At 34.3% G+C, this 26,097-nt stretch carries 29 protein-coding genes; 19 read left to right on the forward strand and 10 right to left on the reverse strand.

Features of this window, described 5'->3' with window-relative positions; translation table 11 throughout:
- The first annotated feature begins 43 nt into the window (after positions 1 to 43).
- Both ABH961_RS03785 and ABH961_RS03790 read left to right on the forward strand, forming a co-directional pair.
- Positions 44 to 1,312, forward strand: coding sequence for an MFS transporter (locus ABH961_RS03785; protein ID WP_098080192.1), 1,269 nt, complete (start codon positions 44 to 46; stop codon positions 1,310 to 1,312).
- A gap of 126 nt (positions 1,313 to 1,438) precedes the next feature.
- Positions 1,439 to 1,963: a DUF4398 domain-containing protein gene (locus ABH961_RS03790; RefSeq protein WP_098080194.1), complete on the forward strand. Its 525-nt coding sequence runs from the start codon at positions 1,439 to 1,441 to the stop codon at positions 1,961 to 1,963.
- A gap of 40 nt (positions 1,964 to 2,003) precedes the next feature.
- Here the strand turns inward: ABH961_RS03790 and ABH961_RS03795 are convergent, their stop codons facing one another.
- Positions 2,004 to 2,897: a LysR substrate-binding domain-containing protein gene (locus tag ABH961_RS03795; RefSeq protein ID WP_404518910.1), complete on the reverse strand. Its 894-nt coding sequence runs from the start codon at positions 2,895 to 2,897 to the stop codon at positions 2,004 to 2,006.
- 160 nt (positions 2,898 to 3,057) lie between these two features.
- Here ABH961_RS03795 and ABH961_RS03800 point away from each other — a divergent pair, with 160 nt between their 5' ends.
- From ABH961_RS03800 to ABH961_RS03820, 5 genes are read left to right on the forward strand one after another with little or no spacing between them, the layout of a single operon-like run.
- A complete protein-coding gene (locus ABH961_RS03800) occupies positions 3,058 to 4,050 on the forward strand; it encodes an ABC transporter ATP-binding protein (RefSeq protein ID WP_000351823.1) in 993 nt (330 codons plus the stop codon).
- Complete coding sequence (locus tag ABH961_RS03805) at positions 4,028 to 5,053, forward strand: ABC transporter substrate-binding protein (protein ID WP_098080197.1); 1,026 nt, start codon at positions 4,028 to 4,030, stop codon at positions 5,051 to 5,053. Before ABH961_RS03800 ends, ABH961_RS03805 begins: the two co-directional genes overlap by 23 nt.
- Before the next feature lie 12 nt (positions 5,054 to 5,065).
- Positions 5,066 to 6,736 carry an ABC transporter permease gene (locus ABH961_RS03810; protein WP_404518912.1) on the forward strand — a complete coding sequence of 557 codons (1,671 nt, stop codon included), beginning with the start codon at positions 5,066 to 5,068 and terminating at the stop codon, positions 6,734 to 6,736.
- Positions 6,733 to 7,995, forward strand: coding sequence for an MBL fold metallo-hydrolase (locus ABH961_RS03815; RefSeq protein ID WP_141520072.1), 1,263 nt, complete (start codon positions 6,733 to 6,735; stop codon positions 7,993 to 7,995). The genes ABH961_RS03810 and ABH961_RS03815 overlap by 4 nt, the downstream gene beginning before the upstream one ends.
- 20 nt (positions 7,996 to 8,015) lie before the next feature.
- Positions 8,016 to 8,849, forward strand: a complete 834-nt coding sequence (locus tag ABH961_RS03820) for a hypothetical protein (protein ID WP_098080201.1) — start codon at positions 8,016 to 8,018, stop codon at positions 8,847 to 8,849.
- Between the two features lie 48 nt (positions 8,850 to 8,897).
- On the opposite strand, the gene ABH961_RS03825 is transcribed toward ABH961_RS03820, so the two are convergent.
- On the reverse strand, positions 8,898 to 9,320 hold the full coding sequence (locus ABH961_RS03825; RefSeq protein WP_404518913.1) for a YfmQ family protein: 423 nt from the start codon (positions 9,318 to 9,320) through the stop codon (positions 8,898 to 8,900).
- A gap of 41 nt (positions 9,321 to 9,361) precedes the next feature.
- On the opposite strand from ABH961_RS03825, the gene ABH961_RS03830 reads away from it, so the two are divergent.
- The 7 genes from ABH961_RS03830 to ABH961_RS03860 all read left to right on the forward strand — a co-directional run bounded on the left by ABH961_RS03830 (position 9,362) and on the right by ABH961_RS03860 (position 13,581).
- A complete protein-coding gene (locus ABH961_RS03830) occupies positions 9,362 to 9,478 on the forward strand; it encodes a hypothetical protein (RefSeq protein WP_002011946.1) in 117 nt (38 codons plus the stop codon).
- A gap of 65 nt (positions 9,479 to 9,543) precedes the next feature.
- Complete coding sequence (locus ABH961_RS03835) at positions 9,544 to 9,705, forward strand: hypothetical protein (RefSeq protein ID WP_000108701.1); 162 nt, start codon at positions 9,544 to 9,546, stop codon at positions 9,703 to 9,705.
- 162 nt (positions 9,706 to 9,867) lie between these two features.
- The gene (locus tag ABH961_RS03840; RefSeq protein WP_098080202.1) at positions 9,868 to 10,503 is read left to right on the forward strand and encodes a cupin domain-containing protein; all 636 of its coding nucleotides are present in this window, start codon (positions 9,868 to 9,870) and stop codon (positions 10,501 to 10,503) included.
- Between the two features lie 99 nt (positions 10,504 to 10,602).
- Positions 10,603 to 11,694, forward strand: coding sequence for a serine hydrolase (locus tag ABH961_RS03845; protein ID WP_098080203.1), 1,092 nt, complete (start codon positions 10,603 to 10,605; stop codon positions 11,692 to 11,694).
- A gap of 50 nt (positions 11,695 to 11,744) precedes the next feature.
- Positions 11,745 to 12,386, forward strand: coding sequence for a DUF3885 domain-containing protein (locus ABH961_RS03850; RefSeq protein ID WP_098080204.1), 642 nt, complete (start codon positions 11,745 to 11,747; stop codon positions 12,384 to 12,386).
- Between the two features lie 158 nt (positions 12,387 to 12,544).
- Positions 12,545 to 13,120, forward strand: coding sequence for a histidine phosphatase family protein (locus ABH961_RS03855; protein WP_098068123.1), 576 nt, complete (start codon positions 12,545 to 12,547; stop codon positions 13,118 to 13,120).
- A gap of 89 nt (positions 13,121 to 13,209) precedes the next feature.
- Positions 13,210 to 13,581, forward strand: coding sequence for a hypothetical protein (locus ABH961_RS03860; protein WP_000461767.1), 372 nt, complete (start codon positions 13,210 to 13,212; stop codon positions 13,579 to 13,581).
- 18 nt (positions 13,582 to 13,599) lie between these two features.
- On the opposite strand, the gene ABH961_RS03865 is transcribed toward ABH961_RS03860, so the two are convergent.
- Genes ABH961_RS03865 through ABH961_RS03875 form a run of 3 tightly spaced genes read right to left on the reverse strand, consistent with a single transcriptional unit; the run spans position 13,600 to position 15,220 of the window.
- A complete protein-coding gene (locus tag ABH961_RS03865; protein ID WP_141520073.1) occupies positions 13,600 to 14,460 on the reverse strand; it encodes an alpha/beta hydrolase in 861 nt (286 codons plus the stop codon).
- A gap of 36 nt (positions 14,461 to 14,496) precedes the next feature.
- Positions 14,497 to 14,826, reverse strand: coding sequence for a DUF3147 family protein (locus ABH961_RS03870; protein WP_000545644.1), 330 nt, complete (start codon positions 14,824 to 14,826; stop codon positions 14,497 to 14,499).
- Complete coding sequence (locus ABH961_RS03875; protein ID WP_098080206.1) at positions 14,810 to 15,220, reverse strand: MarR family winged helix-turn-helix transcriptional regulator; 411 nt, start codon at positions 15,218 to 15,220, stop codon at positions 14,810 to 14,812. The genes ABH961_RS03870 and ABH961_RS03875 overlap by 17 nt, the downstream gene beginning before the upstream one ends.
- A 124-nt stretch (positions 15,221 to 15,344) precedes the next feature.
- Between ABH961_RS03875 and ABH961_RS03880 the strand changes: the two genes are divergently transcribed.
- Positions 15,345 to 16,172, forward strand: a complete 828-nt coding sequence (locus ABH961_RS03880; protein WP_088062938.1) for a PP2C family serine/threonine-protein phosphatase — start codon at positions 15,345 to 15,347, stop codon at positions 16,170 to 16,172.
- Positions 16,173 to 16,214: 42 nt separating this feature from the next.
- Here the strand turns inward: ABH961_RS03880 and asnB are convergent, their stop codons facing one another.
- On the reverse strand, positions 16,215 to 18,038 hold the full coding sequence (gene asnB / locus ABH961_RS03885; protein ID WP_404518916.1) for an asparagine synthase (glutamine-hydrolyzing): 1,824 nt from the start codon (positions 18,036 to 18,038) through the stop codon (positions 16,215 to 16,217).
- 419 nt (positions 18,039 to 18,457) lie between these two features.
- Here asnB and ABH961_RS03890 point away from each other — a divergent pair, with 419 nt between their 5' ends.
- Positions 18,458 to 19,024 (forward strand): sigma-70 family RNA polymerase sigma factor, encoded by a 567-nt coding sequence (locus ABH961_RS03890; RefSeq protein WP_000840022.1) that lies wholly within the window; start codon positions 18,458 to 18,460, stop codon positions 19,022 to 19,024.
- Entirely contained in the window at positions 19,021 to 20,166 is a 1,146-nt protein-coding gene (locus tag ABH961_RS03895) for a DUF4179 domain-containing protein (protein ID WP_098642855.1), read from the forward strand. Before ABH961_RS03890 ends, ABH961_RS03895 begins: the two co-directional genes overlap by 4 nt.
- Positions 20,167 to 20,206: 40 nt before the next feature.
- Here ABH961_RS03895 and ABH961_RS03900 read toward each other — a convergent pair whose 3' ends face one another.
- A complete protein-coding gene (locus ABH961_RS03900) occupies positions 20,207 to 21,280 on the reverse strand; it encodes a WD40/YVTN/BNR-like repeat-containing protein (RefSeq protein ID WP_098642854.1) in 1,074 nt (357 codons plus the stop codon).
- Between the two features lie 213 nt (positions 21,281 to 21,493).
- Between ABH961_RS03900 and ABH961_RS03905 the strand changes: the two genes are divergently transcribed.
- Entirely contained in the window at positions 21,494 to 22,393 is a 900-nt protein-coding gene (locus ABH961_RS03905) for a cation diffusion facilitator family transporter (protein ID WP_097917572.1), read from the forward strand.
- Between the two features lie 193 nt (positions 22,394 to 22,586).
- Positions 22,587 to 22,757, forward strand: coding sequence for a Fur-regulated basic protein FbpA (gene fbpA / locus ABH961_RS03910; RefSeq protein ID WP_000098304.1), 171 nt, complete (start codon positions 22,587 to 22,589; stop codon positions 22,755 to 22,757).
- 56 nt (positions 22,758 to 22,813) lie between these two features.
- Here fbpA and ABH961_RS03915 read toward each other — a convergent pair whose 3' ends face one another.
- The 3 genes from ABH961_RS03915 to ABH961_RS03925 form a co-directional block, all read right to left on the reverse strand.
- On the reverse strand, positions 22,814 to 23,485 hold the full coding sequence (locus tag ABH961_RS03915; protein WP_046959020.1) for a GntR family transcriptional regulator: 672 nt from the start codon (positions 23,483 to 23,485) through the stop codon (positions 22,814 to 22,816).
- A gap of 16 nt (positions 23,486 to 23,501) precedes the next feature.
- A complete protein-coding gene (locus ABH961_RS03920; RefSeq protein WP_404518920.1) occupies positions 23,502 to 24,467 on the reverse strand; it encodes a DMT family transporter in 966 nt (321 codons plus the stop codon).
- Positions 24,468 to 24,777: 310 nt separating this feature from the next.
- Complete coding sequence (locus ABH961_RS03925; RefSeq protein WP_098080212.1) at positions 24,778 to 25,965, reverse strand: GTP-binding protein; 1,188 nt, start codon at positions 25,963 to 25,965, stop codon at positions 24,778 to 24,780.
- Positions 25,966 to 26,097 lie beyond the last annotated feature (132 nt).

Genomic DNA, 26,097 nt, shown 5'->3' on the forward strand with positions numbered 1-26,097 from the left:
AATAAGTTTAACACAATTTAACTTTTAAGGGGAGAGTGTCATAATGGAAGATGTAAGTATAGGTCAAGCTGATTCAAGAATGAAGATTGCAACGAGAAATATCATTTTAATGATGATTGGAAAGATGACGTCTTTGTTAGGGGCGGGTATTTATACGTTTGCAATGGGGTTATACGTACTAAAGACAACTGGTTCAGGAATGGGGTTTGCCATTACGCTCGTTTGCGGATCACTTCCAAGGATGATCTGTGGTCCAATTGCAGGTGCTGTAGCTGACCGTGTCAATCGAAAATGGCTTGTCATTGGTACAGATTTATTAAGTAGTTTAACGATGCTTATTATGTTTATTCTTGCTACTATATTTGGACCATCACTTCTTTTTATTTATATTTCAGCAGCATTATTATCAATTTGTGCAAGTTTTTATTCTGTTGCATTAACGTCGTCTATTCCGAGTTTAGTGGATGAGGGGCGTATTCAAAAAGCGAGTGCTTTAAATCAAACGGCAGCTTCTTTATCAAATATTTTAGGGCCGATTATTGGTGGAGTTGTATTTGGTTTCTTTTCAATTAGGTCGTTCTTTTTGTTAAATAGCATTACATTCTTTTTAGCAGTTATTTTGCAATTATTTATTGTGTTTGATTTATATAAAAAAGAAGTGGCTGAGAGTAAAGAGCATTTCTTGACGAGTATAAAAGAAGGTTTTTCATATGTAAAACGACAGCATGAAATATATAGCTTAATGAAAATAGCATTGTGGGTAAACTTTTTTGCTTGTGGGCTAACCGTTGCACTTCCATACATTATCGTCCATACATTGCATTTATCTTCAAAGCAACTCGGTACTGTAGAGGGAATGTTAGCAGTCGGGATGTTAATGGGGGCGATTGCTTTATCAGTGCGTAAAGAAGTGAATAATCCGTTTCGTTCTATTTATACGGGACTGTTTTTGTTTGCTGGTTTGAGTTTATGTACAGTCTTCCCGTTGTTAGTTACCATTCCAAAAGTGGCAAGTTTTATTTACTATATTGCTTTTATGATGTTAACGGGTATATCAATTATGATTGTAAATATTCCGATGCAAGTACATATGCAAAAGACGACAGATCCGAGCTACTTAGGGCGTGTGTTTGGCCTACTTGAAACAATTGCTACTGCAATTGCACCGCTCGGTATGATTGTATATGGATTATTATTAGATATGTTGCCAACTAGCATTGTTATGATGACATTAGGCGGAGGGTTATTGTTAGTTGTATTAGTTGGAGTAAAGCAACATATGGCGAAAAAACAAGTGGACGTGTCGGCTTAAAAATAAGAAAATAATAAAAATTCGACTTATCATTATAAAAATGACCAAATTAGTATTTTAGTTTTTGAAACTCTTTTTCATGTATGTTACAGTATAGTGAGCAAGCAAAGAAAAGGAGAAAACATCATGAAAAAATTAAGTTTTGTTATGCTTTTTCTATTAGTCGTGATGGCTGGATGTAGCAACTATGACACATATATTGAAACAGGTATGCAATCATTGAAAGATGAAAAATATAGTGATGCAACGATGTGGTTTGGAAAAGCAGAAAAAGAGAAATCAGGAAATGAAGCGAAATCATATAAAGAAGTTGCTGAGAGAATGGATCACGGGGCAACAGCATTAAAAGACGGTAAGTATTTAGAAGCGAAAGATATTGCAAATGTAGTGTTACAAATGAAAAAGGACGATGCACTTGAAACAGCTGTAACATCAAATGCAGAGAATATGCTTCAAAAAGCAAAAGATGTGGAAAAGAAAGTAAATGAAAGAGTGGCAAAGCGTAGAAAAGTAGAAGAAGAAGGAATTGATAAACTTATCAAAGCTGTCGATAGCATAGATGACGTGAAAGAAAAAGAGAAAAAATTTTCAGAAGCATTAGATAAGGCTGAAGAGGCACAAGCAAGAATTGAAGCGAAGAAAAATAAATAGAGTTGTAGTTTAAAAGGCTGTCGTGTATAACGACAGCCTTTTAACTTTTTTCTGCATAAGAAGTGATGCTATGTAGTAAAAAAGAAATAATTTTAGAATTCCATCTGTCCTCATGATGAATTGTATAAATGTTACGCTGAAATTCAAATTCAGGGATAGGTATGTAGCATAGTTCATTTCGTTGTACTTCTTGTTCAATAGCGAGTTTAGAAATAAAAGCGACACCATTACCGTATTTTAAAATTTGTTTCATCGTTTCTAATGAATCTAATTCAATTTCGGATTGGAATGTAATGTTATGAGCTAACATCCATTTTGTAAGTAAATCTCTCGTTGTAGATGGATTACGATGCAATAATATACGTTCCTTTTCAATGTCTTGTAATAATACATTTTCTTTTTTTGAAAAAGGATGTTCTTTGGAGAAAACAAGAACAAGTGTATCAGGCATTACAATCGTCTGTTTTAAAAGTGATTCATCAAACGGTGCCGCAGAAATTACCCCGAGATCAATTTCATGATTTTGTAGCATTGTTCGAATTTCAGGAGCTGTTTTTACCATAAGTGTTATTTTTATATTTGGAAATTCACATTGAAATTGGTGAATAATTTCTGGTAAAAGATAAGTCGCTGGTACATAACTAGCGCCAATTGCTATAGCGCCTTTATGAAAATCTTTAAACTCTTGCGTGACCCGCCTAGCTTCTTTCATAAGTGCATCTATTTTACAAGCATAATGATGCAATGCCTCACCAGCTTCTGTTAAGAAATATCTTCCAGAACGTAATTCAAATAAAGACACACCGAGTTCCTCTTCTAAGCTTTTTATATGGAATGTAATAGTAGGTTGTTTCACACCAAGTTTTTCTGCAACAATCGTAAGCTTTTTATATTTCTTAATAAGCACTACAATTTCTAATTTTAAGAGATTCATGGCAATTTGCCCCTTTTTCTTCTAACTATAGAAAAAATCTATAGAAATAAATAGTTTATTAGAAGTTTTTTAATTTAATCTTTACAGTACATTAACATTCAGTATAAATCTTCCATATAGAATGAAAGCAGGTTAAGAGTGAGGGGAGAGAGGTGAAACGATGGACATTAAAATTAGTGGATTAGAAAAGAATTTTGGAAAAACGCAGGCGTTAAAGCCGTTACAAATTGTCATGAAACAAGGTGAATTTACCACACTTTTAGGACCTTCGGGATGCGGGAAAACGACTTTACTTAGAATGATTGCAGGACTTGAAGAACCAGATAAAGGAGAAATATATTTCGGAGATACGTGCATGTATTCTAGTGCGAAAAAAATAAAAACATCTCCTCATGAACGTAATATCGGTATGGTATTTCAAGATTTCGCTTTATGGCCACACATGAATGTATTTGAAAATGTTGCATTTGGTTTAAGGGCTACAAAGCAAACGAATCAATTACGGGAAAAAGTAGAAGATGCAATAAAGCGAGTTCGCCTGCAAGGGATGGAGAAAAGATATCCACATGAACTCTCTGGCGGACAGCAGCAACGTGTCGCATTTGCGAGAGCAATTGTAACAAAACCGCATTTTATTTTGTTTGATGAACCGCTGAGTGCACTCGATGCAATCTTGAGAGAAGAAATGCGATTAGAGCTTATGGATATCGTTCATTCGATCGGTTTAACGGCATTGTATGTTACTCACGATCAAACAGAAGCGATGTCAATGTCAGATCAAATTATTGTTATGAAACAAGGAGAAGTATTACAAAAAGGAACACCAGAAGATATTTATGTGAAGCCATCTCATGAATTTGTTGCAAAATTTGTTGGTAAGGCAAATTGGCTTGTAGAGGGTAAACAAATGATTCGTCCAGAGCATGTGAGCTGGACGAAAAATGAAGTGTGTGAAATGTATACAGGTGAAATTCAGCACGTTACATATGTAGGAGAACGGTATGAAATGAAAGTAAACATGGGTGCACTTGGAATATGGACAGCTTATCACAATAGTAAATTAAGCATCGGTAAACCAGTATCGTTATATGTGCCAAAAAAATATATTCATCATATAGGGGGAGAATCGTATGAAGAAATTCAGTTCGCTTAAGTCTTTATTTGTATGTACGTTATTATTTTCTGCTGTAGTAACAGGGTGTAGTTCAAAGACAGGTAGTGCAGATGCCAAAAATAAAAATGCGAATGAAAAGAAAATTGTTGTATATAGTGCGGGGCCAAAAGGATTAGCAGAAAAAATACAAAAGGACTTTGAAAAGAAAACAGGTATAAAAGTAGAAATGTTTCAAGGAACAACAGGTAAGATTTTAGCGAGAATGGAAGCTGAAAAGAAAAATCCAGTCGTTGACGTAGTCGTACTTGCATCTTTACCAGCGATGGAAGGATTAAAAAAGGATGGGCAAACGTTAGCTTATAAAGAAGCGAAACAAGCTGATAAGCTTCGTTCTGAATGGTCGGATGATAAAGGACATTATTTTGGATATAGTGCTTCAGCATTAGGAATTGTGTATAACACAAAAAATGTGAAGACAGCGCCTGAAGATTGGAGCGATATAACAAAAGCGGAATGGAAAGGAAAAGTGAATCTTCCAGATCCAGCACTTTCAGGTTCAGCTTTAGACTTTGTAACTGGATACGTGAAAAAGAACGGGAAAGATGGATGGAATTTATTTGAACAGCTTAAGAAAAATGAAGTTACAGTAGCGGGGGCAAACCAAGAAGCATTAGATCCAGTTGTAACAGGTGCAAAAGATATGGTCATTGCGGGTGTTGATTATATGACGTACAGTGCAAAAGCAAAGGGTGAACCGGTTGATATTGTGTATCCAAAAAGCGGAACAGTTATTAGCCCGCGTGCAGCAGGGATTATGAAGGATAGTAAACATGTAGAAGGTGCAAAAGAGTTTATTGATTATTTATTATCAGAGGATGTGCAAAAACAAGTGTCTAAAGCGTATTTATTACCGGGCAGAACAGATATAAAAGCTGAAAATAGACCGAATGTAGAAGAGATTCCAGTATTAAATATTGATTGGAAAACAGTTGAGAAAGAACAAGATGAAATAGGAAAACAATTTAAGAAAGTATTTCAATAAGATGGTGATTACATGGTAAATCCATTCGTATCAGTACGGCAAATTGGAATGACGGTAGCGCTGTTACTTGTGGCGATGTTAATCGTCATTCCGCTTTTTCTCATTTTATTTTCTAGTGTATATGAAAATAGTAGTTGGAATTTTTTAAAGCCTTTTGAAGTGATGCAGAATGGTGGGTTAGCTGGGATTTTTCTAAACTCAATGCTCCTAGGTGTACTCGTAGTAATAGGAGCAACCATATTTGCATTTCCATTAGCGTTCATTATGAGCAAAACAGATGTTGGAAAGTATAGTAAATTGGATATTGTTTTTATGATTCCATTTATGACACCGCCGTATATTGGATCGATGGGCTGGATTTTGTTCATGCAACCGAACGGCTATTTCGAGCAGTTTTTCCCGATGCTAAAGATGATTTCATCTTCGTTTTTCAGTTTAGGTGGTATGGTTTTAATTATGAGTCTGCATTTATTCCCATTTCTTTACTTCATGTTGAAAAACACGTTACTTCAAATTGGGAGTAGTAAAGAAGAAGCTGCAGCAGTTCATGGTGGAGGCTTTTTCTACCGTTTAAGAAAAATAATATTGCCATTATTAGTTTCAAGTTATGTAATGGGTGCTTTACTTATTTTCGTAAAGACGATTGCTGAATTTGGAACACCGGCTACATTCGGACGTAGAATAGGATTTCATGTATTAACATCAGAGATTCATAAATTTATTTCGAGTTGGCCGATTGATTTTAGTAGTGCAACAGCATTATCTTCTTTATTGCTTAGTGCATGTATGCTCATTTGGTATATGCAAAATGTATTGAATCGAAAGTATTCATATGCAATGGTTAGTGGAAAAGGCGTGAAATCTAAAAGGTATACTTTGTCTATATTTACAAGGGTTGTAGCATGGTTTTATGTAATTGGTTTATTAATTGTATCAATTGGGATCCCGTATTTTTCTATACTGATTGCTTCTTTGTCAAAATTAAGAGGCGGCGGCTTACATATAAACAACTTTACAACGAGCCATTATGAAGCATTGTTTACAATTGGATCTCCAGGATTAGAGGCTTTATGGAACAGTTTTCTTTTTTCACTTATAACAGCGATTATTGCTGCTACTATTGGAGTCTTTTTGGCGCTTATGATTCGAAAAGGGAAAAAGTCCTCTGAAAAGTGGCTTGATATGTGCGGTATGTTACCGAATATGGTACCAGGAATCGTGATGGTTGTAGGGCTTATTTTATTTTGGAATTCACCCTATATGCCCCTGTCAATTTACAATACACCCGTCATGGTTATCGTAACGTACGTCGTTCTTTTTTTACCTTATACGGTGCAGTATGTAAAATCATCGCTCGGGCAAATTGATGATTCTCTTGTACAGGCAGGAAGTATTTTTTCTGGAAATTATATTTATATTTTTAGAAAAATAATATTACCTCTTATTATCCCGGGCATTCTTGCCGGATGGGCGATGACATTTACAATCTCGATAAGAGAGTTAGTAGCATCGCTTCTCGTACTACCTCCATCAGTAGAAACGTCAGCAACATTTATTTTCGCTCAATTTGAACAAGGAGAAGTATCTATTGGGATGGCGATGGCTGTCGTTTCAGTTGGACTTACAACAGTATGTTTATTACTTCTGCAACATATGGAGCAAAAACGAAAAGGGGTAGCATGATGAGGATAGAAGTATGGGGAGGAGCGGGAGAATACGGTCGTTCTTGCTACTTCGTAAAAAATAAAGAGACGAAAATAGTATTTGATTGTGGTATTAATCGATCATATGAGGATAGTTATCCAAAAATAGAGAGGGAAGTTGTACCGTTTTTAGATGCAGTATTTTTATCACATATTCATGAAGATCATACGATGGGCTTACCTTTATTAGCGAAGTATGGATATAAGAAAAAAATTTGGACGACTCGTTATACGAAGGAGCAACTTCCCGCTTATTATGAAAAATGGAGAAACTATAATTTAACGCAAGGATGGAATGTGCCTTATAACGACCAAAATGTTAAAGATTTAAATTATGTATATATTGATGAAATTAGTAATCCGAATGAATGGGTACAGATTACTCCTACATTACGGTTTCAATGGGGGTATAGTGGACATGTATTAGGGGCTGTTTGGTTTTTAGTGGATATGAGTCATACATATGTATTTTATTCTGGCGACTATTCAGCAGAGTCTAACATACTCCGAGCCAATTTACCTGAGAAATTGTGCGACGATATAAAAGTTGCAATCGTAGATGCCGCTTATCATACTGAGGATGTTTCGCAACATGAAAGAGTAAACGAACTGTGTGCAGAAATTGAACGAGTTGCACAAAATAAAGGAATAGCATTACTACCATTGCCACCGCTTGGTAGGGCGCAAGATATCGTATTGTATTTATATGAAAAATATAAAGAACTTCCCATTATAGTAGATCAAGAAATTTTGGATGGATTCCAACAGATGTTCGTATATAAAGATTGGATCAAAAATAATGAAGAACTTGAAGGGCTTATGGAGAGTTTAAAAAGAAATGTAATCGTTATGGATCATGACATCGATACGCAAAATAGTTATGGAATAGTTGTAATGAGTGATGCGAATATGCAAACGAAACGAGCGCAGTTATATTATGAACAACTGCGATATGAAGAACGAAATTCCATTATATTTACTGGACATATTGCTAAAGGGAGTTTTGCAGACAAAGTTTTGAAAGAACCTGTAGGTAAAGAATGTAGGGTGAAGCGAGTTCCATATAAAGTTCACCAAAGTATAAGAGATGTGAAAGAGATGTTAAATATATTATTACCAGAACATACGGTGTTAGTACACGCTTTGAAAGAGGATACGGATCGATTACAGAAAAAGCTTAGCATAGCAGGATATGAAAATGTGTATTCACTAACTATGGAACGTATAGAAGTCATTTAAAATGTAAAGGGGATAGGTATATGAAAAAAGCATTTGTATTCGTAAGCATTTTCTTTTGTTGTTTCCTTTATAACGTTCAGGAAGGGTTTGCTGCTAGTCCGATGACACCTAGTTTTGAAGTGAAGTTATTATTAAAGCCCGAACAAGTATTAGGTTACAACAAAGAAATGAACCAAGAGATATTAGAATATTTTCAGGCTGGTACAAATTATGAAAGAATACAAGTGCAATTTTTAGATACGGCAAATAAAAATTTAAGTAATGAAGGGTGGTTTGCGAGAATTCGAAAGAAAGAATTTAGTAAAGATTTTGAGCTAACATATAAAAAAAGATATCCGATTCAAAATGGTGTAATTCAAGATGCACTAGAAGTGGCTAAAAAGGATGGATTTGATAGTAAAACTGATAACTATGAGGCAGAAATAGATTGGGGATTTGAGAAAAAAACGTTAAGTATTTCAAATAAGAAAAGTTACAGCGCAAAAGGGTATGGCGTACTTGATTTACCAAACGAACGAGCTGCTCAAAACATGTTAATAGAAAAGTTGCCAGGGAAAATGAACAAATGGTTGTATACGAATTGGGGAGAAGAAATGCTCAAAAATTCTCGTATTTATGGCCCTGTATTAATGAAAAGGTATGCAGCTGAATTTGAAAATATTAAAACGAATATTGAAGTTTGGCCACTAAGTAATACAGGGAAAATAGAAGATGATTTCGTAATAGAAGTATCGTTTAAAACAAAAGAGGAAAGTATTGCAACAAAACAAAGAGAATTATTAATGAAGAGTTTAGAACAAAAAGGATGGTTGTTACCGAAAGATAGTTTGAAGACAGAACTTATTTTTCAGTGAATAGTAAAAAGGAATCCATATGTCATGGATTCCTTTTATATATGGGTATTAAGCTAAATCAGCTGACACGAACATATCATTATTTTGAAGGTTTTTAGAGCGTAAACTATAAGCAACTACTTTCTTTTTATGTTGCTTTACAACATCAATATGCTCTTCATGACTATAAATATAAAATGTAAAATCTTTTTTACCACGTTTTGCATTGATAATTAAAGGCGTGCCCTCATTGTGAGGTGGTGCATAATAGCGATCTAAAAATAAACCTTCGTTAAAATCATGAATAATTTTGGATTTTTGTTCGCCTTCTAAGTTATTTCCATTGATTGTAACAGTCGAATTCTCTTCTTCAAGTTGTGGATGTGTTTCGTACTTACTAATAATGGATTCAATAACAGAGTTGGGAAGGCTAGAAACGATAATTTTAAATGCCCCAAATACAACTAACATAACAATAAACCAAGTCGTCATAGTATATCATCCCCTTTTTCCTATTAAATAATATAACTCATATGGTAATAGTACATATGGTGAAGTTTTGTATAATTTGTGAAAAATATGCCATTTTTACGAACGAAATATTAGAAAAGTCAATTTTGTTACAAAAAGTTGAAATCGAAGTATTTTAAAAGAAAAAGGTTTATAATAAAAATATAACTAATAACCACATTACTAATTATAAGGAAGTGTAACTATGAGTACTGTAGCAATCGTATATGGTATTATTCTTTCCACAATTATTGTTTTGTTTTTTGTTGGGGTTTCACGTTATATTCATAAATGGAAAGAAGGCGTTGCGAAATTAAATCACATTGAAGAAGAACTTAGTGATTTAATGTTACATCATGGTAAGTAAAAAGTTTATTTTTTAACTAAACAATGTGAATAATATCACAAAACATGCTCTCATCATGAAGGCATGTTTTTTTGTTATGTGAATGATTAGGCACATTCATACATTTTTTCCATACGATACAGTGTGAAGATGGAAATGTTCGGAGTGGAAAAGAGGGATAAAATGAGTAGTTCAGGTTATGTTCCAGATAATAAAAATTTAAAGAAAAGTTCAGGAACTCCAAACCTTTTCTTTGATTCGAGAAAAAACATCTTTTTTAAAAGAGATGAGAAAAACGTTGCCTATGAAATTACGTCAACGCAGTTACCAGCAATGATCGGTGAAGCGTTTGTCGATTTATTTATGACAAAAGGGCACATGCGGGAACCACATTGGCATCCGAATGCGTGGGAATTAGATGTTGTTGTATCAGGAGAAGCAATTACATCTATCTTAAATCCGGAAACGAATCAATTGCAAAATTATCATGTGAAAGCAGGGCAAACTGTCTTTATTCCAATGGGATGGTGGCATTGGATTACAGCGATAACAGAAGAAGTACAATTACATTTGTTCTTCAATAACGATCAGTTTGAAACAGCAGAAGGATCAGACATACTTAGATTAACACCGCCAGAAGTATTTCAATCTGCATACGGTGTAAGTGCTGAAAAATTGGGAAAGGATCTTTCGCCAATTAAGGAGTCAGTTGTAATTGGTCCTCCTAACTCAAATCGACTAAATAGCATTAAAGAAAGTGACGACTCAAATATAGTTGTTACGTTAAATGGACAAATAACATCATGTGAAATAGAGTAACTCTTTCTTTTTTTAGGAAGAGTTACTCTATTTTGTATAATTTTGTAATTAGATTCGTTATAATTATATAGTAGGGAACTTAGTAAAGGGGGGCATATTGTGAACATATTAAAGATTATAGGAATTGTTGCAGGAATTATTATAGTAGCCGCTATAGCTTTCTTTTTTATTATGAAGTACTATTTGTCAAAAGAAGATCCTAATTACGTATTACAGTACATAAAAGAGCATAAAGGTGATAAAACATGTTCATTACTAATTAGAAAAAATGGGGAAGTAGTAACATCTATAAATGAAGATGTAAAATTGCCATTAGCGAGTATGGCCAAAATTGTAATAGCAGTTGAATTTGCTAAGCAAGTGTCAGAAGGAAAAATAAGTCGGGATGAACAAATTTCATTGCAGGAGTTAGAAAAATATTACGTTAAAAACACTGATGGTGGAGCGCATCCTGACTGGTTAGAAGATGCCAAAGCGAGAGAGTTAGTGAAAAATGGACAGATCGCTTTAGAAGAAGTCGCTAAAGGGATGATTCATTATAGTTCTAATGCAAATACAACATATTTGTTAGATAAGCTTGGAATAGAAAGGGTAAATGAAAGTATAAAAGAATTAGAGCTTACTAGTCATGACAAATTCTCTTCGTATACTGCTTCACTATATATGAGAGGGTATGTAGAAAAAGAGATTCATGAGCCAGAAAATCGATCATTAGAAATGATACGTAACATGTCAAAGGATGAGTATAATAAACATGTATTACAAATTCATGAATGGATGAAAGATGAAGAAGAATGGAAAAAACGGGATATTCCATTAAAGGTAGATATGGAATTTCAGCGAATTTGGTCAGATCGATTAGTGAGTGCAAACGCTAAAGATTATATGAGTATAATGGAAAAAATAAATAGTAGAAATTATTTTCCAAAATCAATGCAAGAAGAAATCGAGAACATTTTCAAAGGAACAGTTAAAAATAGTAAGTTCGAATATGCTGGTCAAAAAGGTGGTTCTACCGCATTCGTATTGACAAAAAGCTTGTATACTACAAATAAGAAAGGGAATAAAGTAGAAGTTGTCATTATGTTTAACGATATAGAAGATCAAGTTGCATATCAAAAGCTGAGAAATAATGTAGATTATTTTATTCGAGACATTATAACAAGTGAGGAATTCAAAAATAAATTATAATAGAATAATTTTATTATGTAAACAAGGTGCTATTAAAGGTAGGTGTTGAGATGAGGTTGAATGAGTATATGCTTGAAACGTTTCCAAATTTAGAACTTAGACCACCTCTATTTTATAATGGGGATATTGGTATTCGCTTTAGATTAGGTGTGAACTATGATTGCAATAACATTTATGAAAACTGCCCATATTTAGAAGGCGTTTATAATAGAGCGATTACTTTATTTCAGTCTTTACATGCAACAGAAGATGATATTTATATCGTAGTGGATGTAAATGACTATGCAGACGGTGAAATTTTCAAACACAAATTGAATATCTTTTCTAAGTATGTAAAAGAGAAGTCCGTTTTGTTTAAGTTACAGAAAAATACAATCCCTTATATTTTTCCAGAAGACGATGGAGACGGGGTATATAAAACTCATAGATATACTTTGAAATGTAAAGTTTCAGACTTGAAATACATTCCTATGCTAAAAGCAATTTGTAATCAAGATATGGGAATAAAACCGCGTATTTTTCATAGGGTGTATTTCATAAATATTAACAAGAATACTATATTTCACGTTTATGATGATAGGGGTTGTGATGTATTAGCTACCTCTCCTAATACAATTAGAGATATTTATCATACATATAATGATTGGATATTAGAATACGACAGAAATAAAATTGATAAAGTATTTAATTGAATGTAATCTATTTTAAATGAGGGAAATACCATAGAGGTGTTTCCCTTTTATTAATATGAAAATCAACATTCAAATTTGACAGCACTTATTATAAAGGTAAAGGGATTTGATGGTAATGTATTGAATTTGGATAGAAACAGAAAAGGGGGAATGAATGAATGACGACAATATATTTTGTTCGCCATGCTCACTCTATATATACAAAAGACGAAAGGGTACGTCCCTTATCTGAAAAAGGGCACTTAGATGTAGAGAATGTAACACGCTTATTAAAAGATAAGCATATTGATGTTGTGATTTCTAGTCCGTATAAAAGAGCGATTCAAACGGTACAAGGAATTGCAAATACATATAATGTATCGATACAAATAGAAGAAGATTTACGAGAAAGGTTATTAAGTAAAGAGCCAGTAACAGATTTTAATGATGCGGTCCAAAAAGTGTGGGAAGATTGGGATTTTGCACACGAAGGCGGAGAATCGAATGATGTAGCGCAAAGGCGTGCTGTAATATGTATGCAAAATATATTAAAAAAATATGAAAATAAGAATATTGTAATAGGTACTCATGGAAATATTATGGTGTTACTAATGAATTATTTTGACTCGAAATATGATTTTCAGTTTTGGAAAACCCTTCATATGCCTGACGTGTATAAATTAACTTTTGATAATAATTGTTTTAGTTCTGCTGAAAGAATACAGTCTACAGATTATCAGATAAATAATTTGTAAAAGTTTATCAAAAAAAGAGGAAAGGGAGAAGTTATTGTAGAAGTATGACTTTGTAACATAAAAATTATGTGTTAAAGGAGGCTGTTTACATGTTTGAGAAAGAGAAAGAAGGGCTTATTGAAGTTCACAACGTATATGAAATTGCACCAGCAGATGGAACAATTATTGGTATGGCAACGGAAGAAGAAATGGAAATTGCTGCTGAACTAGAGCTGCAGTACTATGCCCATTCTCGTTTGTTAGAAGCAAATATTCAGTTAGACGGTTCCTCCTACAAAGAGTTACTTCAGGAGTTCCAGGAGTACGAGAGAAAATCAATGAGCTTTTGGCGAGCAATACATAAGCGTTTAGCTGTGCCATGGGCATGGGTATTACGTATTGACGTTGCGAATGGCCCTATATATGTAAGTAATGGGAATTCGTATTATGAAGAAATCGATGATGAAGAAGATTATGAATAGATAAGTAAGGAAGCAGCGTTAGTTGCTTCCTTTTTTTATTTGCAAGGAGTGAATTGCTTCAATAATAATATCTGGTCGAGTATTTTCAATTCCGTGACCAGCATGTTCGGCAAGTATATATTGGCTATTTATTGAGAGTTGTAATTGTTCATGAATCAGTTCTTGCCACATTGTTTCTAGTTGTGTTGCTTCCTCTTTTGGCATGCCATCCTCAGTCAACTGAGTAATAGAATATTGAGGGTCTCTACCGATAACGATTAAAGGTGTTTTTAATGTTTTATGTAGCTCTTTTATTGAGCGGGCACAATTTTTCCACTCACATAGTTCAGAAGCTGTCGCTTTATATAATAGAGGGGAGGTAGAAAATTCAATGTACTGTCTTGATTGATCAACGAGTATAGGTTTTAGTTCATTATTAAGCATGTCTATATCCATTTTGGAGTATGTAATATATTTTTGAAGCCACATATCATCCGAATCCGTTTGATCAGAAATTGGTAAATGCAGTTCATCTAATCGGTGTAAGTTCATAGAAGTAGAATCAACTAAAATAAGTGCTTGCAGCTTATCTTCATGTAACATAGCAAAATGTTGTGCACATAAGCCTCCATAGGAATGACCGATTAAAATGATAGGCTCGTGAATAGCAAGTTCATGTAGTAACATATGAAGTTCGTTTGTCGCTTGTCTTGTAGTACGCGAATAATTTCCTAGTTCACTTTTTCCGTAACCTGGGCGATGGTATGAAATGACTGTAAAATATTGTGAAAGTTTTTCTATAATAGGGAGCCAATCATAAAATGAGCAACTCATTCCGGTCTGAATAACTACCGTTTGTTTACTACTTCCTTTTGTATATACTTCTATAGTTTGCTCCAATACCTCTACAAATTTATAAATAATAAACCCTCCTAACTAAGCTTGAAATAATTTTTGACAAGCAAAAACGATACACCAAACACCTATACCAAACAGGACAGATGTACTAAGTGAAAATGAGTTTTTTAGACCAATATAGACGATAAATAGTAGTAGTGCGGATGCAGGAAATCCATATAATACGCCTATAGCAAATTGACTTAATTCTTGTTTGTTCCCGCCTTCTAAAGAAATCCAAAATAGGCTCAGTAAACTAACGAGAGGAAGGGCAGCAATAAAGCCGCCTATCGTACTATAATGTTTAGCGACTTCAGTAATAACGCCAATAATAAGTGCAGAAACGATTACTTTAACGAGGAAATGCATATTTTGCCTCCTTCGCTAATAACGAAAAGGCTTTTTCAATTAATTGTTGTTCTTCTTTTGATAACTGTGATTCTAATATTTTTATCTTTTCTTTATCTAGTAAAGTATGCTTTTCTAATCCTTCAATGCCTTCTTTCGTTAAAGTAAGGTTTACGACCCTTTCATCTTGTTTGTTTCTTTCTTTCATGATAAATCCTTTTTGAATAAGGCGCTTTACGTGTTCTGATGCTGTGTTATGAGAGAGACTAAGCTCAGTAGCGACTTTTCCAATTGTTATATCTTTCTCACGAGAAATAAGTTGTAAAATACGAATGGCTTGGTGAGAAAGGTTGTCCTCATACTCATATCGTAAGTGATAATAAATGCTCTCCCAATGTTGATTGATGTCTTTCATAATGATAAATCCCCCTATTTTTATATCGTATAGTAAGATATATTCGTGAACACAGAAATAAAATCCTTTTATTTGGATAAAAAATGTTGAAAAAGTTTATTTTTATTGAAATATAAGGTAATCTATGTGTAAAGGTATACATTTAGCAAGAGAGAGGATGATAGCTGTGAATACATTCAAATGGATGAGTCATGAACAGATGTATGTAGATGAAATACATGTTGAAAAATGTGGTCCTCTTTCAGTCGGCGTATATGGGGGAAATCAAGAGAGTGATGCATATGAACGAGGAGATGCGGTACTTGCTTGGTGGGATCCTGAATTACAATTTGAATTTGTTATGATTTTTGATACACACCACAAAACAAAAAATATTGATTATATAATAGAAGCAATTTCAGCAAGAAAAGAGAAACTAAAAGAGTTATTTTCTTACCCGATACATTTAGCTTTTCATCATACGCATATGTACTTATTAGCGTTATTTACAGATGAATTGTTTATTGAAAAATGTGATCAAGATGATGAGGAACTTGCATGCTTAATTTGTTTGCGAAAAGGCGAATTTTTATATTGGCTATCAGTTGGTGATTGCTTCGCATATTTATTCCATTCTGAAAAAACGAAGAATGGTAAAGGGCGGTTAAATAAACGGAAGAATTACGAATATATTGGTAGGAAAAATATTTTTGCTGCAAATACACCTTGCTTTACATCAGGTGTCAGAGGATTAGAAAAAGGAATGAATCACATTGTAATGGCAACGGACGGTATTTTAGAGTGTGATAAACGAAAATTTGATGATGATCAATCTTTAGTAGAAATATTGCACGACGGAAGTTGCTTACAGATTGAGCCAGTATTAACAAATGTACTGCAGTGGAAAGGTAGAGATTGTGCCACAATTATTGGATGGTCCATTGATACTGAAAATAAAAAATGCGCTAATTAATATAAAAGGAGTTCAAGGTTTTTATCCTTGAACTCCTTTTTGTTAAGCAATATAAATATGATATGTTTTCAACCATTCATTTACTTGTAGCATATATTCCATAGCACTTCTTGCTTCAAAATTGTTAATTTCTTTATTGCTTTCATCGGCAATGGCAAGTAGTGTGGAATGATTAATAAGTGAGAAAATAGGATTGTTTTTATTACTGCACAAGTCGAGTGATAAATGACGGATTGTTTGTAAATAATGTGGATCTTGTGAAGTTGGGTAAGCACTTTTTCTTCTATTGCGTACATCGTCAGGTAAAGCAGGTTGCAGTGCTCTACGTAAAATGCCTTTTTCAATATTATCAATGCTTTTTATATTGAAAGGAACGTTCCATAAATATTCAACTAATCTATAATCGCAAAACGGTACACGTACTTCAAAGCCTACAGCCATACTCATACGATCTTTACGATCAAGTAAGAACGGGAGAAATCTCGTTAAAAATAAATAAAACATTTGGCGTTGTTTCGCGGCTTTTTTACTTTCCCCTTCAAGAGTAGGTACTTCAAGAATCGCTTCTTGGAAGCGTGTATCAATATAGTTTTCTAAGTTGCATTGGTTATTTACTTCATTTAGTAGAAGAGGGGAAGTGTTTTTCCAATTTGTTAGCCAAGGAAATTTATCGACAAATAGTAAATCCTCTTGATGAAACCAAGGGTAACCACCGAATACTTCATCAGCAGATTCGCCGGATAAAGCTACAGTTGCATCTTTTTTCATTTCGCAAAATAGTAAATATAGTGAAGTTTCCATTTCGCCAGCACTCGGTAAATCTTTTGCACGGAGAGGGACGAATAAGTGATTTGCTAATTCTTCAGCATTCACAATAATGTCATGATGAGATGTCCCTACATGTTCGGAAACACGTTTTACCCAAGGAGCGTCTAAACCAGTGCGAGCAAATGTCAGCTCGAAATCTTTTGCACTATTTACAAAGTCAACGGAATACGTATGAAGTGTTTTATTTTCCGCTGCAAACTCTTTACCCGCTAGTGCAGTAATACCGCTAGAATCTAATCCTCCTGATAACATACAAACGAGAGGAACATCGGCAATTAATTGTCTTTTTACTGTATCTTGTAAAATAGATAAAATATGTGATGATGTATCTTCAGTAGAGTCTGTATGAACTTTACTTTCTAAATTCCAATATTTCTTAACTACTTTTTTATCACGTGTAAACGTTATAGAATGTCCAGCACGCACTTCTTGAATATGTTTAAAGACGCCACATCCTGGAGTTCGAAATAATCCTAATCCAAATATTTCGTTTATGCCATCCGCATCAATTTCAGCAGGGACAGATGGATGCGCTAATAGTGCTTTTATTTCAGATCCGAAAATAATGCTGTCATTTCTTTCAGTATAAAAGAGTGGCTTTACGCCTAAATGATCACGTGCTAAAAATAATTGTTGCTTCTGATCATCCCATAAAGCGAAAGCGAAAATTCCGTTTAAATGTTGTACGCAGTCTTCTTTCCATTCTAAATAAGCATGTAGTAACACCTCTGTATCCGAATGTGTTTCAAATGCATGACCACATTTTTGAAGTTGCTCTCTAAGCTCGCGGAAATTATAAATTTCTCCATTATAAGTAAGAGCATACGTATAATCACCAGCACGAAATGTTTTTGGTTGTGTCCCGCCTTCTGGATCAATTACGATTAACCGACGGTGTGCAAAGGCCGCACGAGGTGAAAACCAAAATCCTTCAGCATCCGGACCGCGATGCTGGATACTATTTGCCATCTTTTCTAAAATAACATGTTCATTGGAAAGATCCTTATTCCAATTTACCCAACCTGTAATTCCACACATACACATCTCATCTCCTAATTTAAAATGTTGAAAAGTAGATTAATGAAATAAAGTGAAACTTTAATCAGTGGTTTTTTTTTCCATAACCCACTGATTATTAGCCCTCACCAATCGGGCTTTTACGGGCAGTTATCTCCCACCTAACTTCCTCGCATTCGCCCAATTTTGAGGTGGGATTTACTGCCCGTTAATGCGGAGTAAAATGTACACCAAGTTAAAGAATGACTATATAAATAGTGTACTACATGAATTAAATTGCAGACTTGAGAAAATTTTCTTGTAATACATAGTTATGTGAGACAATGACGTAGGGAAAGTATTCCATAACATACAAAAAATAAAAAAGATGAGAGAAAATATTTTGTAAGACGTTATATAGGGTGTAAAAGCTTTTACAAAAAAATAAGGGGAATCGCTACATGAAATCAAATGAGAAAAATTTTATAAAAAGATTACAACGACAAAAAGAAGATGCGCTAGAATTTGTTGTCGATACATACTTACCACTCATAAAAGGAATAACGCACAAAGTTCTCCTTCCAGTTCAAAATGATGGACTCATAGAGGAATGTGTAAACGATATATTTCTTTCCATTTGGAATAACGCAAATAAATTTCATGGAGAGCCGAGTGACTTTAAAAAATGGATAGCGGCGATTGCGAAATTTAAAGCGATTGATTATTACCGGAAAGCGACTAGAAAAGTAGAAATTATTTCAGATGAGTTTCATATTAGTACGGAAAAGTCAGCTGAAGATGAATTAATCGTTATGGAAGATAGGGAAGAGTTATTGAAGCTTATTAATCAATTAGAACCGTTAGATCAAAAGGTGTTCATTATGAAATATCTTCTCGGTATGAAGACAGAAGAAATAGGAGATAAGTTAGGGTTAACTCGGGCAGCGATCGATAATCGTGTATACCGTGGGAAAAAGAAACTACAACAAAATGCTACGAATATTAGTTTTGGAGGTAGTGCCATATGAAAGACATTTACGAACTATTAAATGATATTGATATAGATGAAAGAGAACTTGAGGAAATTGAGGCTTCTGAAATTGAAAAAGAAAAAGTAAAACGAAATGTAAAACAATCGATACGTACGAAGAAAAAGATGAAAAGTTGGAAAAAAGGTGTCGCTGCCGCATCTATTTTAGTAGGGTTATCAGTTGCAACGCTTGGTATTGGATTTCCTACATATGCAGGGGGATTGCCAATTGTAGGTGATATATTCCGATTTTTAGATAATGGTAGAACAGGGTTATATGAAAATTATAAAGCGAACGCAGAGAAGAAAACGGGGCTTCATAATAATTATCAACAATACGCCACAGTACTAAATATGACAAAAGAAAGAAATGGAATTAAGATAACGATTAATAATGCGATTTTCGATGGTAAGACAGTATCAATAAACTATTCTATAGAAAGTAACAGAGATTTAGGAAAAAATCCAAGTACGTTGGATTTTTTAACTATTAAAGGAGCAGGTGCCCAATCAGGAAGCAATGAAATTATTAAGGTCGCTGATAGGCAATATAAAGGTTTAATAAAAACAAGTAGTGATCTAATTAGTAATAAAGGAACTACAGTGAATGTTGAATGGAGTATACAAAGTATAAACATTTTAGAAACAGAAGAAGAGATAAAAGGAGATTGGAATTTTAATATTAATCTAAAAGGAATAGAAAATAAAGAGAAATTGATTAGAGGTAGTGCAGAAAAAGATGGTGTAAAAGTTAATATGGAGAGAATGGAAATAACACCCATGTCGTTTATTCTATATTACAACCAAGAAGTAGATCAAGAAATAAGAGGTGTATGGGATGGAGTGGATGTTGATTTAAAAGTGAGAGATGATATAGGTAATCAGTATTATGGAGAAGGAAATGGAGGCTCAGGTGAAGATCCTTATAATTTTAATTGGAGTGAAACATTCCAACAACTTAATGAGAATGCGACTAAGTTAATAATAACGCCTTACGTTAATTTAAGAATTCACACTCCTGAAAATTATGGCTCGGTAACAATAGTTGGAGGAGAAGTAAAGGAGCGTTTTGTGCCTCGAAGATTGGGAGGCAATAAGGGTATTGCGTTAGATGATATCGTAATTGATTTAAAGAAATAAAAGAGAGACTGCCTAAAACAATTAGGCAGTCTTTTTTTCGTTAAGAACTAGTAACGAGTAATGCATGTGGATGCTGCGTTTTATACTCATCTTTCCACGGAATGTTTAATTGTTCCCACGATTCGCCGCTATCTTTGGATTGAAAGGCGCCGTTGTTATTTAAAGTGTAAAACGTATGTGGTTCTGCTGGATTTGTAGCAAACATTGAAATGACTGTACCAATTGCAGATGGTAGACCTTGCTGCAATTGCTCGAAAGGAGTATCTTTCGTTTTACGATAAATATAAGATTCATAAGGAATATGGTGATGGGCGAGGTCAGCACTTGGTGCGGCAGAAACGAGAATTGTATTGCAATCAGCTGGATCAATAGCCATGCTGTATAAATAATGATGTTCAAGTCCTTCACTGCATGATATCCAGCTGTTTCCACTGTTATAACTTTCAAGGTATGCACGATCAGGTCCGCCCATAAATCCGTCACCACATGATGCATAAAGGCGATTTGGAGCTTCAGGGTGCATAAGCAATTGATGTGCATCGATAGGAGCACCGAATTTTTTATCAATCCAAGTATGCCCTCTATCATTACTTTGAATAACAGCACCAGCTTCAATTGAAACATGGATTGTATTCGGATTGTTTGGATCAACTGTAATCCAGCGTACATGATGGGTAAAAGGTCTAGGCGGAAAAGCCCACGTATAAGAAGATAATAATGATTTCATATTTTTAAGTTCAGTCCACGTTTCACCACCATTTTCAGAACGGAATAAAGCGCTCGGTTCTGTGCCGACATAAACGACGCCATAGCCGTTAACTTGTTCATTAGGACTTATCGTAATGGAAGTTATCGAAGAGTGTAAAATACCATCTTCTCTAGGGAAATCAAAGTAACGATATGAATCTCCAATCGGTTTCCACGAATCACCGCCATCGTCGCTTAACCATAAACCTCGTCCAAATGTTCCGCAATATATACGATTATTTTGGAATGGATCAACTGCGATACAAGTAGGTTGCATGTTTTGTAAGTGATACGCTGTTTCAAAGTGACCATATTGTTCTTTCACTACAACAAGTTCACGTTCCATACAGAGAAATAAACGTTTCATTTTCATAACCTCCTTAAAAATTCTTTCATTAGTAAACAATATGAAGCTGAAAAAGAAGTAGTCTTATTTTTTGTTGAGAAAAAGGACTTGTTTGAAAAATAACGAAGTGTGTAGGTAGAAGGAAGCGGACGTTTATGGGCAGTTAATGGGGGATAAAGAGGGGGAGTTTGTTTCATACTAACATACAGATATTGCACTTAAAGGAGCATTCGTATGGGACATTCACATGATCATGGTCATTCTAACAATAAAAAAGCGTTACTAATCGCTTTCGTATTAACAACAAGTTTTATGATTGCTGAAGTTATTGGGGGATTTGTAACAAATAGCTTAGCACTATTATCTGACGCGGGGCATATGTTAAGTGATGCAGTATCGTTAGCGTTAAGTTTACTTGCGTTCAAGCTCGGAGAAAAAACAGCAACAACTGCGAAAACATATGGGTATAAGCGAGTCGAAATGTTAGCGGCATTATGTAACGGTGTCGTTCTTATTGTCATTTCAGTATACATTTTTATTGAAGCAATTCGCCGTTTTAAAGAGCCAGTTGAGATTGCTAGTAATGGGATGCTCATTATTGCTGTACTTGGTCTGCTTATTAATATTTTATCAGCTTGGATATTAATGAGAGGCGGAGATGTGAAGGGGAATTTGAATTTAAGAAGTGCTTTCTTACACGTATTAGGCGATCTATTAGGATCAGTCGGAGCGATTATTGCAGCGCTATTTATTAAATTTTTCGGATGGACTGTTGCTGATGCGATTGCTAGTATTCTTGTGTCTATTTTAGTCATTATTAGCGGATGGCGTGTAACACGTGATACGGTCCATATATTAATGGAAGGTGCACCCCAGCACATAAATGTTGAAGAGGTAAAAAGTACATTATTAAATATTACGGTTGTAAAAGAAGTTCATGATTTGCACATATGGTCTGTCACATCTGATTTTCAAGTATTAACTTGCCATTTGATTATTAAAGGTGATGAAACGCAAAATGTATTAAAAGAGGCTACGGATGTATTAAAGGAGAAGTTTCATGTAGAACATGTCACTATTCAAGTAGAAATAGATGGTGAATTTAATCATAGTGAGACAACTTGCAAAGTATGAAAGAAAAAGGATAAGAAAATGTGTCATAACATTTTTCGCACGGCATACATATATATAATGTGGCCACAAATACTTTGTAAGGTAAATATTTCATGAAATTACTTTACTTATAAAGAGTCATCTTTTATAATCAAAAATGGTAATTGATAAAGATTATCGTTTTCAATGATTGTGGAAAGGAGTTTTTTAAAAGATGAGTAGTCAACTCCGTTTTGCTGTTGAAAATCGTAAGAGGCATTTAATTGATGAGTTAATTGGAGCAGGTGTGTTTAAAATTCGCGACCGACAATTATACGAGCTGTCTTTAGAGGAATTGGAAAAAGAGTACGAAGATATGGAAGAATATGCAGATATTCAGGCATAACTATATAGATTAGTAAAAGGTGAGCTGGTTACGATTTTGTGTAACCAGCTCTATTATTATTTCGTAGAAATTATTTTTGATATTTCTTTCATTGGACGGAGCCAGTTTTGAGACATCATTTGTTCCATTTGTTTTTCGTCCTGCTTTTGCAATGCTTGAATGATAGAGTGATGTTCTTCAATAGATTGACTTGCTGGAACAAAGTTTTGGAAAAACAAATATTCAAGGCGTAAAACGTGAAGTTGCATATTTTCTAGAAAGGGTTCAATATATTGGTTTTTAGCAATAGAAGAAATTGTATTGTGAAATTGTATATCTAGTTTTAAAGCTTGTTTTGCGTTTTTCTTCTCTATAGAGCGCTGAAAATCAGCATTTATTTCAGAAAGTAGTTTCAGATCAGCGTCTGTAATGTTTTGAAGTGCTTGCTTTCCTATAATAGAGTGAAGACCAGCCATCGTTTCATAAATGATAGGAATGTCGTCTAACTTAATAGGAGCAATTTTTGTTTTTTGCCCAGGTACCATTTCCACTAATCCAGAAAGCTCCAATATTTGAAGTGCTTCTCTTACAGGTGTTCTGCTTACTCCTAGTGCTTCAGCCAACTCCCCATCATTAATTTTTTCATCAGGCTGCAGTACACCTTCAATAATCCAATCTTGTAGTTGATTTAAAACGAGTGATTTTGCCGAAACTCTTCCTTGTTTTTTATAATTTTGAGGGATAGGCATAGTGAATTCAATCCTTTCATTGTATATTTTCTTTTTTCTCATGAACAAACTTTAATTCCTGTTTCCCTTCATCCGGTTTTTGGCTTAAGATGAGCACCATTACAATGACACAAAAAGCCCCTAATAACTGAAAAGATTGAAAGGGTACGTGTAATATAAGTACAGAAGAAATAATAGCTGCGAGTGGTTCAGTACAACCGAATAATGTCGTTTCTTTCGGAGTCAGGTATCGTATGCTGTCTAAGTATAAATAAAATGCAATCAGTGTTCCGAAAATAACGACAAATGTGATGAGCGGTAGGGTACTTAGTTTTACATATTTCATAGTCGATAATAAAATGAATTCGTTTGTAGAAATAAAGTGTAGAATCGTAACGCCAATACCCCCAATAATCATGCCCCATCCAACGATAACAGAGGAAGACCAGCTTTCTAGTAATTCCTTGGAATATAAACTATAAAAAGCAAGAGATAACCCAGATAAAATACCCCAAATAATAGCCGGTGTAGAAACAGCTAAGTTATGAACAGACCCATTTGTTAGTAAGAGAAAAGTGCCTACTAATGAAAGGTTAATAGAAATGAAATCAATTTTTGATGGCCGAACGTTCCATTTGAAAAGTAAGTATACAGTAATAAATATAGGAGCTAAATATTGCAATAATGTTGCGACGGCAGCGTTCCCTTCTTTAATAGAAGCGAAGTACGTGTACTGTACAGCAAGCATACCGAATAGGCCAAACAATATCATTTTAGTAGCATCAGATTTTTGTTTCCATATGCCGAATATTTCTTTTTTTCTCGTTCCGAATGAGGAAATAAGGAGCAAGATAACGCCAGATATAAGCAATCGAATTGTAACTAACCATTCAGTAGAAACATTTTCATATTGAAAAAGTTGTTGTGCAGCTGTTCCGGACAATCCCCATAAACAAGCACCAATTACAACCATAATGATTCCTTTTAAACGATTTGGATCCATATGATTTTATATCTTCCTTTCTAAAAATATATATTGAATACAATATGCAATATATCACAGAAAAGGATAATAATAAACTGAAAATTAAAACTGAATCCTAAAATGTTATTCACATGAAAGAAAGTTTGGCGAATAGGAGTATGATAAAGTAAAAAAGGCTTCATTTTTAATGAAGCCTTTTTATCCCGCTTTAATGGGCAGTAAGACCCCCACCTCAAAATTCAGCGAAAGCAAAGAAGTTAGGTGGGGGTCGGGCTGCCCATTAAAGTCCGATTGGTGGGGGCTGATTAAAGTCTCACTTTATTGATGTTTATGGAGTATAAGTAAACGCCGGAATAGGATCAACAAATGTATTCCAGTTTTGTTCCATTTCTTTTTCTGTTAATAGACAATCATTTAATGATTGTTCAATTAAAGAACGATTCATATCAATGCCGATAAATACGAGCTCAGTTATTCGATCTCCATATCGCTCGTCCCAGTTTTTCAATACTTCGGGTTCTTCTGTAATCATTTGATTTCTTTCATTTTCAGGTAACGCTGCTATCCATTCACCGGCTCCTTGAATTGTAATAGAGGAACCTGCTTGAGATAGAAGCCCTATCATATTATTACGAGATGCGAGCCAGAAAAAGCCTTTCGCTCTTACAACATCTACAGGCCATTTTTCTAGCCAATTCATAAGACGTTCAGGATGGAAAGGGGATTTACGACGGTACACAAAGGAATTGATACCATATTCTTCTGTTTCGGGTGTATGATGCTCACTATTTAATTCTTGCATCCAGCCCGCTGATTGACTGGCTTCCTCATAATCGAATAAATTTGTATTTAAAATTTCTTGCAATGGTACGTGGCTAAATGAAGATTCGATAATTTTTGCACCAGGGTTTAATTTTTTTAGTAAATGATGAAGTTCTATCACATCTTCTTTTTCTAGTAACTCAATTTTATTAAGAATAATGACATTTGCAAACTCAATTTGGTCTATTAGTAAATCAATAACTTCCCGCGTATCATTTTCATCGATAGCCTGTTTACGGTCTAATAAACTTTCCCCATTTGCAAAATCATCCCAAAATCTATTTGCATCTACAACTGTAACCATCGTATCGAGGCGACAATTTTTCGTTAAATCGATATGAAGTACTTCGTCAGTATAAGTAAATGTTTGGGCGACTGGAATAGGCTCACTTATACCTGAAGATTCAATAATTATATAGTCAATATCACCGTTTTCAACAAGCCGATTCACTTCTATCATTAAATCTTCTCGTAGTGTACAGCAAATACAACCATTTTGAATTTCTACTAATTTCTCTTCCGTACGTGAAAACCCACCTTTTTTTATAAGGGATGCATCAATGTTTATTTCGCTCATATCGTTAACGATAACAGCCACTTTTAAGTTGCTCTTATTAGTCAAAATATGATGCAGTAGAGTTGTTTTTCCAGCTCCTAGAAAGCCACTTAGTACAGTGATAGGTATCTTTTTCATGAAATAATCTCTCCTTTAAATCGTAATTATTACGTTTTATATTAAGTGATAAAAAAGAAAAAATCAATAATAAATCATAATGATTACGATTTAAGAATAGGAATAGACTATAAAATTTGTGCTGTAGTAGTG

It is taken from the genome of Bacillus sp. RC251, assembly GCF_044908765.1.
In the GTDB taxonomy this organism is placed as follows: Bacteria; Bacillota; Bacilli; order Bacillales; family Bacillaceae_G; genus Bacillus_A; species Bacillus_A wiedmannii.

Coding starts and splice junctions, on each gene's coding strand:
- ABH961_RS03785 (WP_098080192.1), top strand. CDS start 44: ATGGAAGATGTAAGTATAGGTCAAGCTGATTCAAGAATGAAGATTGCA.
- ABH961_RS03790 (WP_098080194.1), top strand. CDS start 1,439: ATGAAAAAATTAAGTTTTGTTATGCTTTTTCTATTAGTCGTGATGGCT.
- ABH961_RS03795 (WP_404518910.1), bottom strand. CDS start 2,897: ATGAATCTCTTAAAATTAGAAATTGTAGTGCTTATTAAGAAATATAAA.
- ABH961_RS03800 (WP_000351823.1), top strand. CDS start 3,058: ATGGACATTAAAATTAGTGGATTAGAAAAGAATTTTGGAAAAACGCAG.
- ABH961_RS03805 (WP_098080197.1), top strand. CDS start 4,028: ATGAAGAAATTCAGTTCGCTTAAGTCTTTATTTGTATGTACGTTATTA.
- ABH961_RS03810 (WP_404518912.1), top strand. CDS start 5,066: ATGGTAAATCCATTCGTATCAGTACGGCAAATTGGAATGACGGTAGCG.
- ABH961_RS03815 (WP_141520072.1), top strand. CDS start 6,733: ATGATGAGGATAGAAGTATGGGGAGGAGCGGGAGAATACGGTCGTTCT.
- ABH961_RS03820 (WP_098080201.1), top strand. CDS start 8,016: ATGAAAAAAGCATTTGTATTCGTAAGCATTTTCTTTTGTTGTTTCCTT.
- ABH961_RS03825 (WP_404518913.1), bottom strand. CDS start 9,320: ATGACGACTTGGTTTATTGTTATGTTAGTTGTATTTGGGGCATTTAAA.
- ABH961_RS03830 (WP_002011946.1), top strand. CDS start 9,362: ATGGTAATAGTACATATGGTGAAGTTTTGTATAATTTGTGAAAAATAT.
- ABH961_RS03835 (WP_000108701.1), top strand. CDS start 9,544: ATGAGTACTGTAGCAATCGTATATGGTATTATTCTTTCCACAATTATT.
- ABH961_RS03840 (WP_098080202.1), top strand. CDS start 9,868: ATGAGTAGTTCAGGTTATGTTCCAGATAATAAAAATTTAAAGAAAAGT.
- ABH961_RS03850 (WP_098080204.1), top strand. CDS start 11,745: ATGAGGTTGAATGAGTATATGCTTGAAACGTTTCCAAATTTAGAACTT.
- ABH961_RS03855 (WP_098068123.1), top strand. CDS start 12,545: ATGACGACAATATATTTTGTTCGCCATGCTCACTCTATATATACAAAA.
- ABH961_RS03860 (WP_000461767.1), top strand. CDS start 13,210: ATGTTTGAGAAAGAGAAAGAAGGGCTTATTGAAGTTCACAACGTATAT.
- ABH961_RS03870 (WP_000545644.1), bottom strand. CDS start 14,826: ATGCATTTCCTCGTTAAAGTAATCGTTTCTGCACTTATTATTGGCGTT.
- ABH961_RS03875 (WP_098080206.1), bottom strand. CDS start 15,220: ATGAAAGACATCAATCAACATTGGGAGAGCATTTATTATCACTTACGA.
- ABH961_RS03880 (WP_088062938.1), top strand. CDS start 15,345: ATGTGTAAAGGTATACATTTAGCAAGAGAGAGGATGATAGCTGTGAAT.
- asnB (WP_404518916.1), bottom strand. CDS start 18,038: ATGTGTGGAATTACAGGTTGGGTAAATTGGAATAAGGATCTTTCCAAT.
- ABH961_RS03890 (WP_000840022.1), top strand. CDS start 18,458: ATGAAATCAAATGAGAAAAATTTTATAAAAAGATTACAACGACAAAAA.
- ABH961_RS03895 (WP_098642855.1), top strand. CDS start 19,021: ATGAAAGACATTTACGAACTATTAAATGATATTGATATAGATGAAAGA.
- ABH961_RS03900 (WP_098642854.1), bottom strand. CDS start 21,280: ATGAAACGTTTATTTCTCTGTATGGAACGTGAACTTGTTGTAGTGAAA.
- ABH961_RS03905 (WP_097917572.1), top strand. CDS start 21,494: ATGGGACATTCACATGATCATGGTCATTCTAACAATAAAAAAGCGTTA.
- fbpA (WP_000098304.1), top strand. CDS start 22,587: ATGAGTAGTCAACTCCGTTTTGCTGTTGAAAATCGTAAGAGGCATTTA.
- ABH961_RS03915 (WP_046959020.1), bottom strand. CDS start 23,485: ATGCCTATCCCTCAAAATTATAAAAAACAAGGAAGAGTTTCGGCAAAA.
- ABH961_RS03920 (WP_404518920.1), bottom strand. CDS start 24,467: ATGGATCCAAATCGTTTAAAAGGAATCATTATGGTTGTAATTGGTGCT.
- ABH961_RS03925 (WP_098080212.1), bottom strand. CDS start 25,965: ATGAAAAAGATACCTATCACTGTACTAAGTGGCTTTCTAGGAGCTGGA.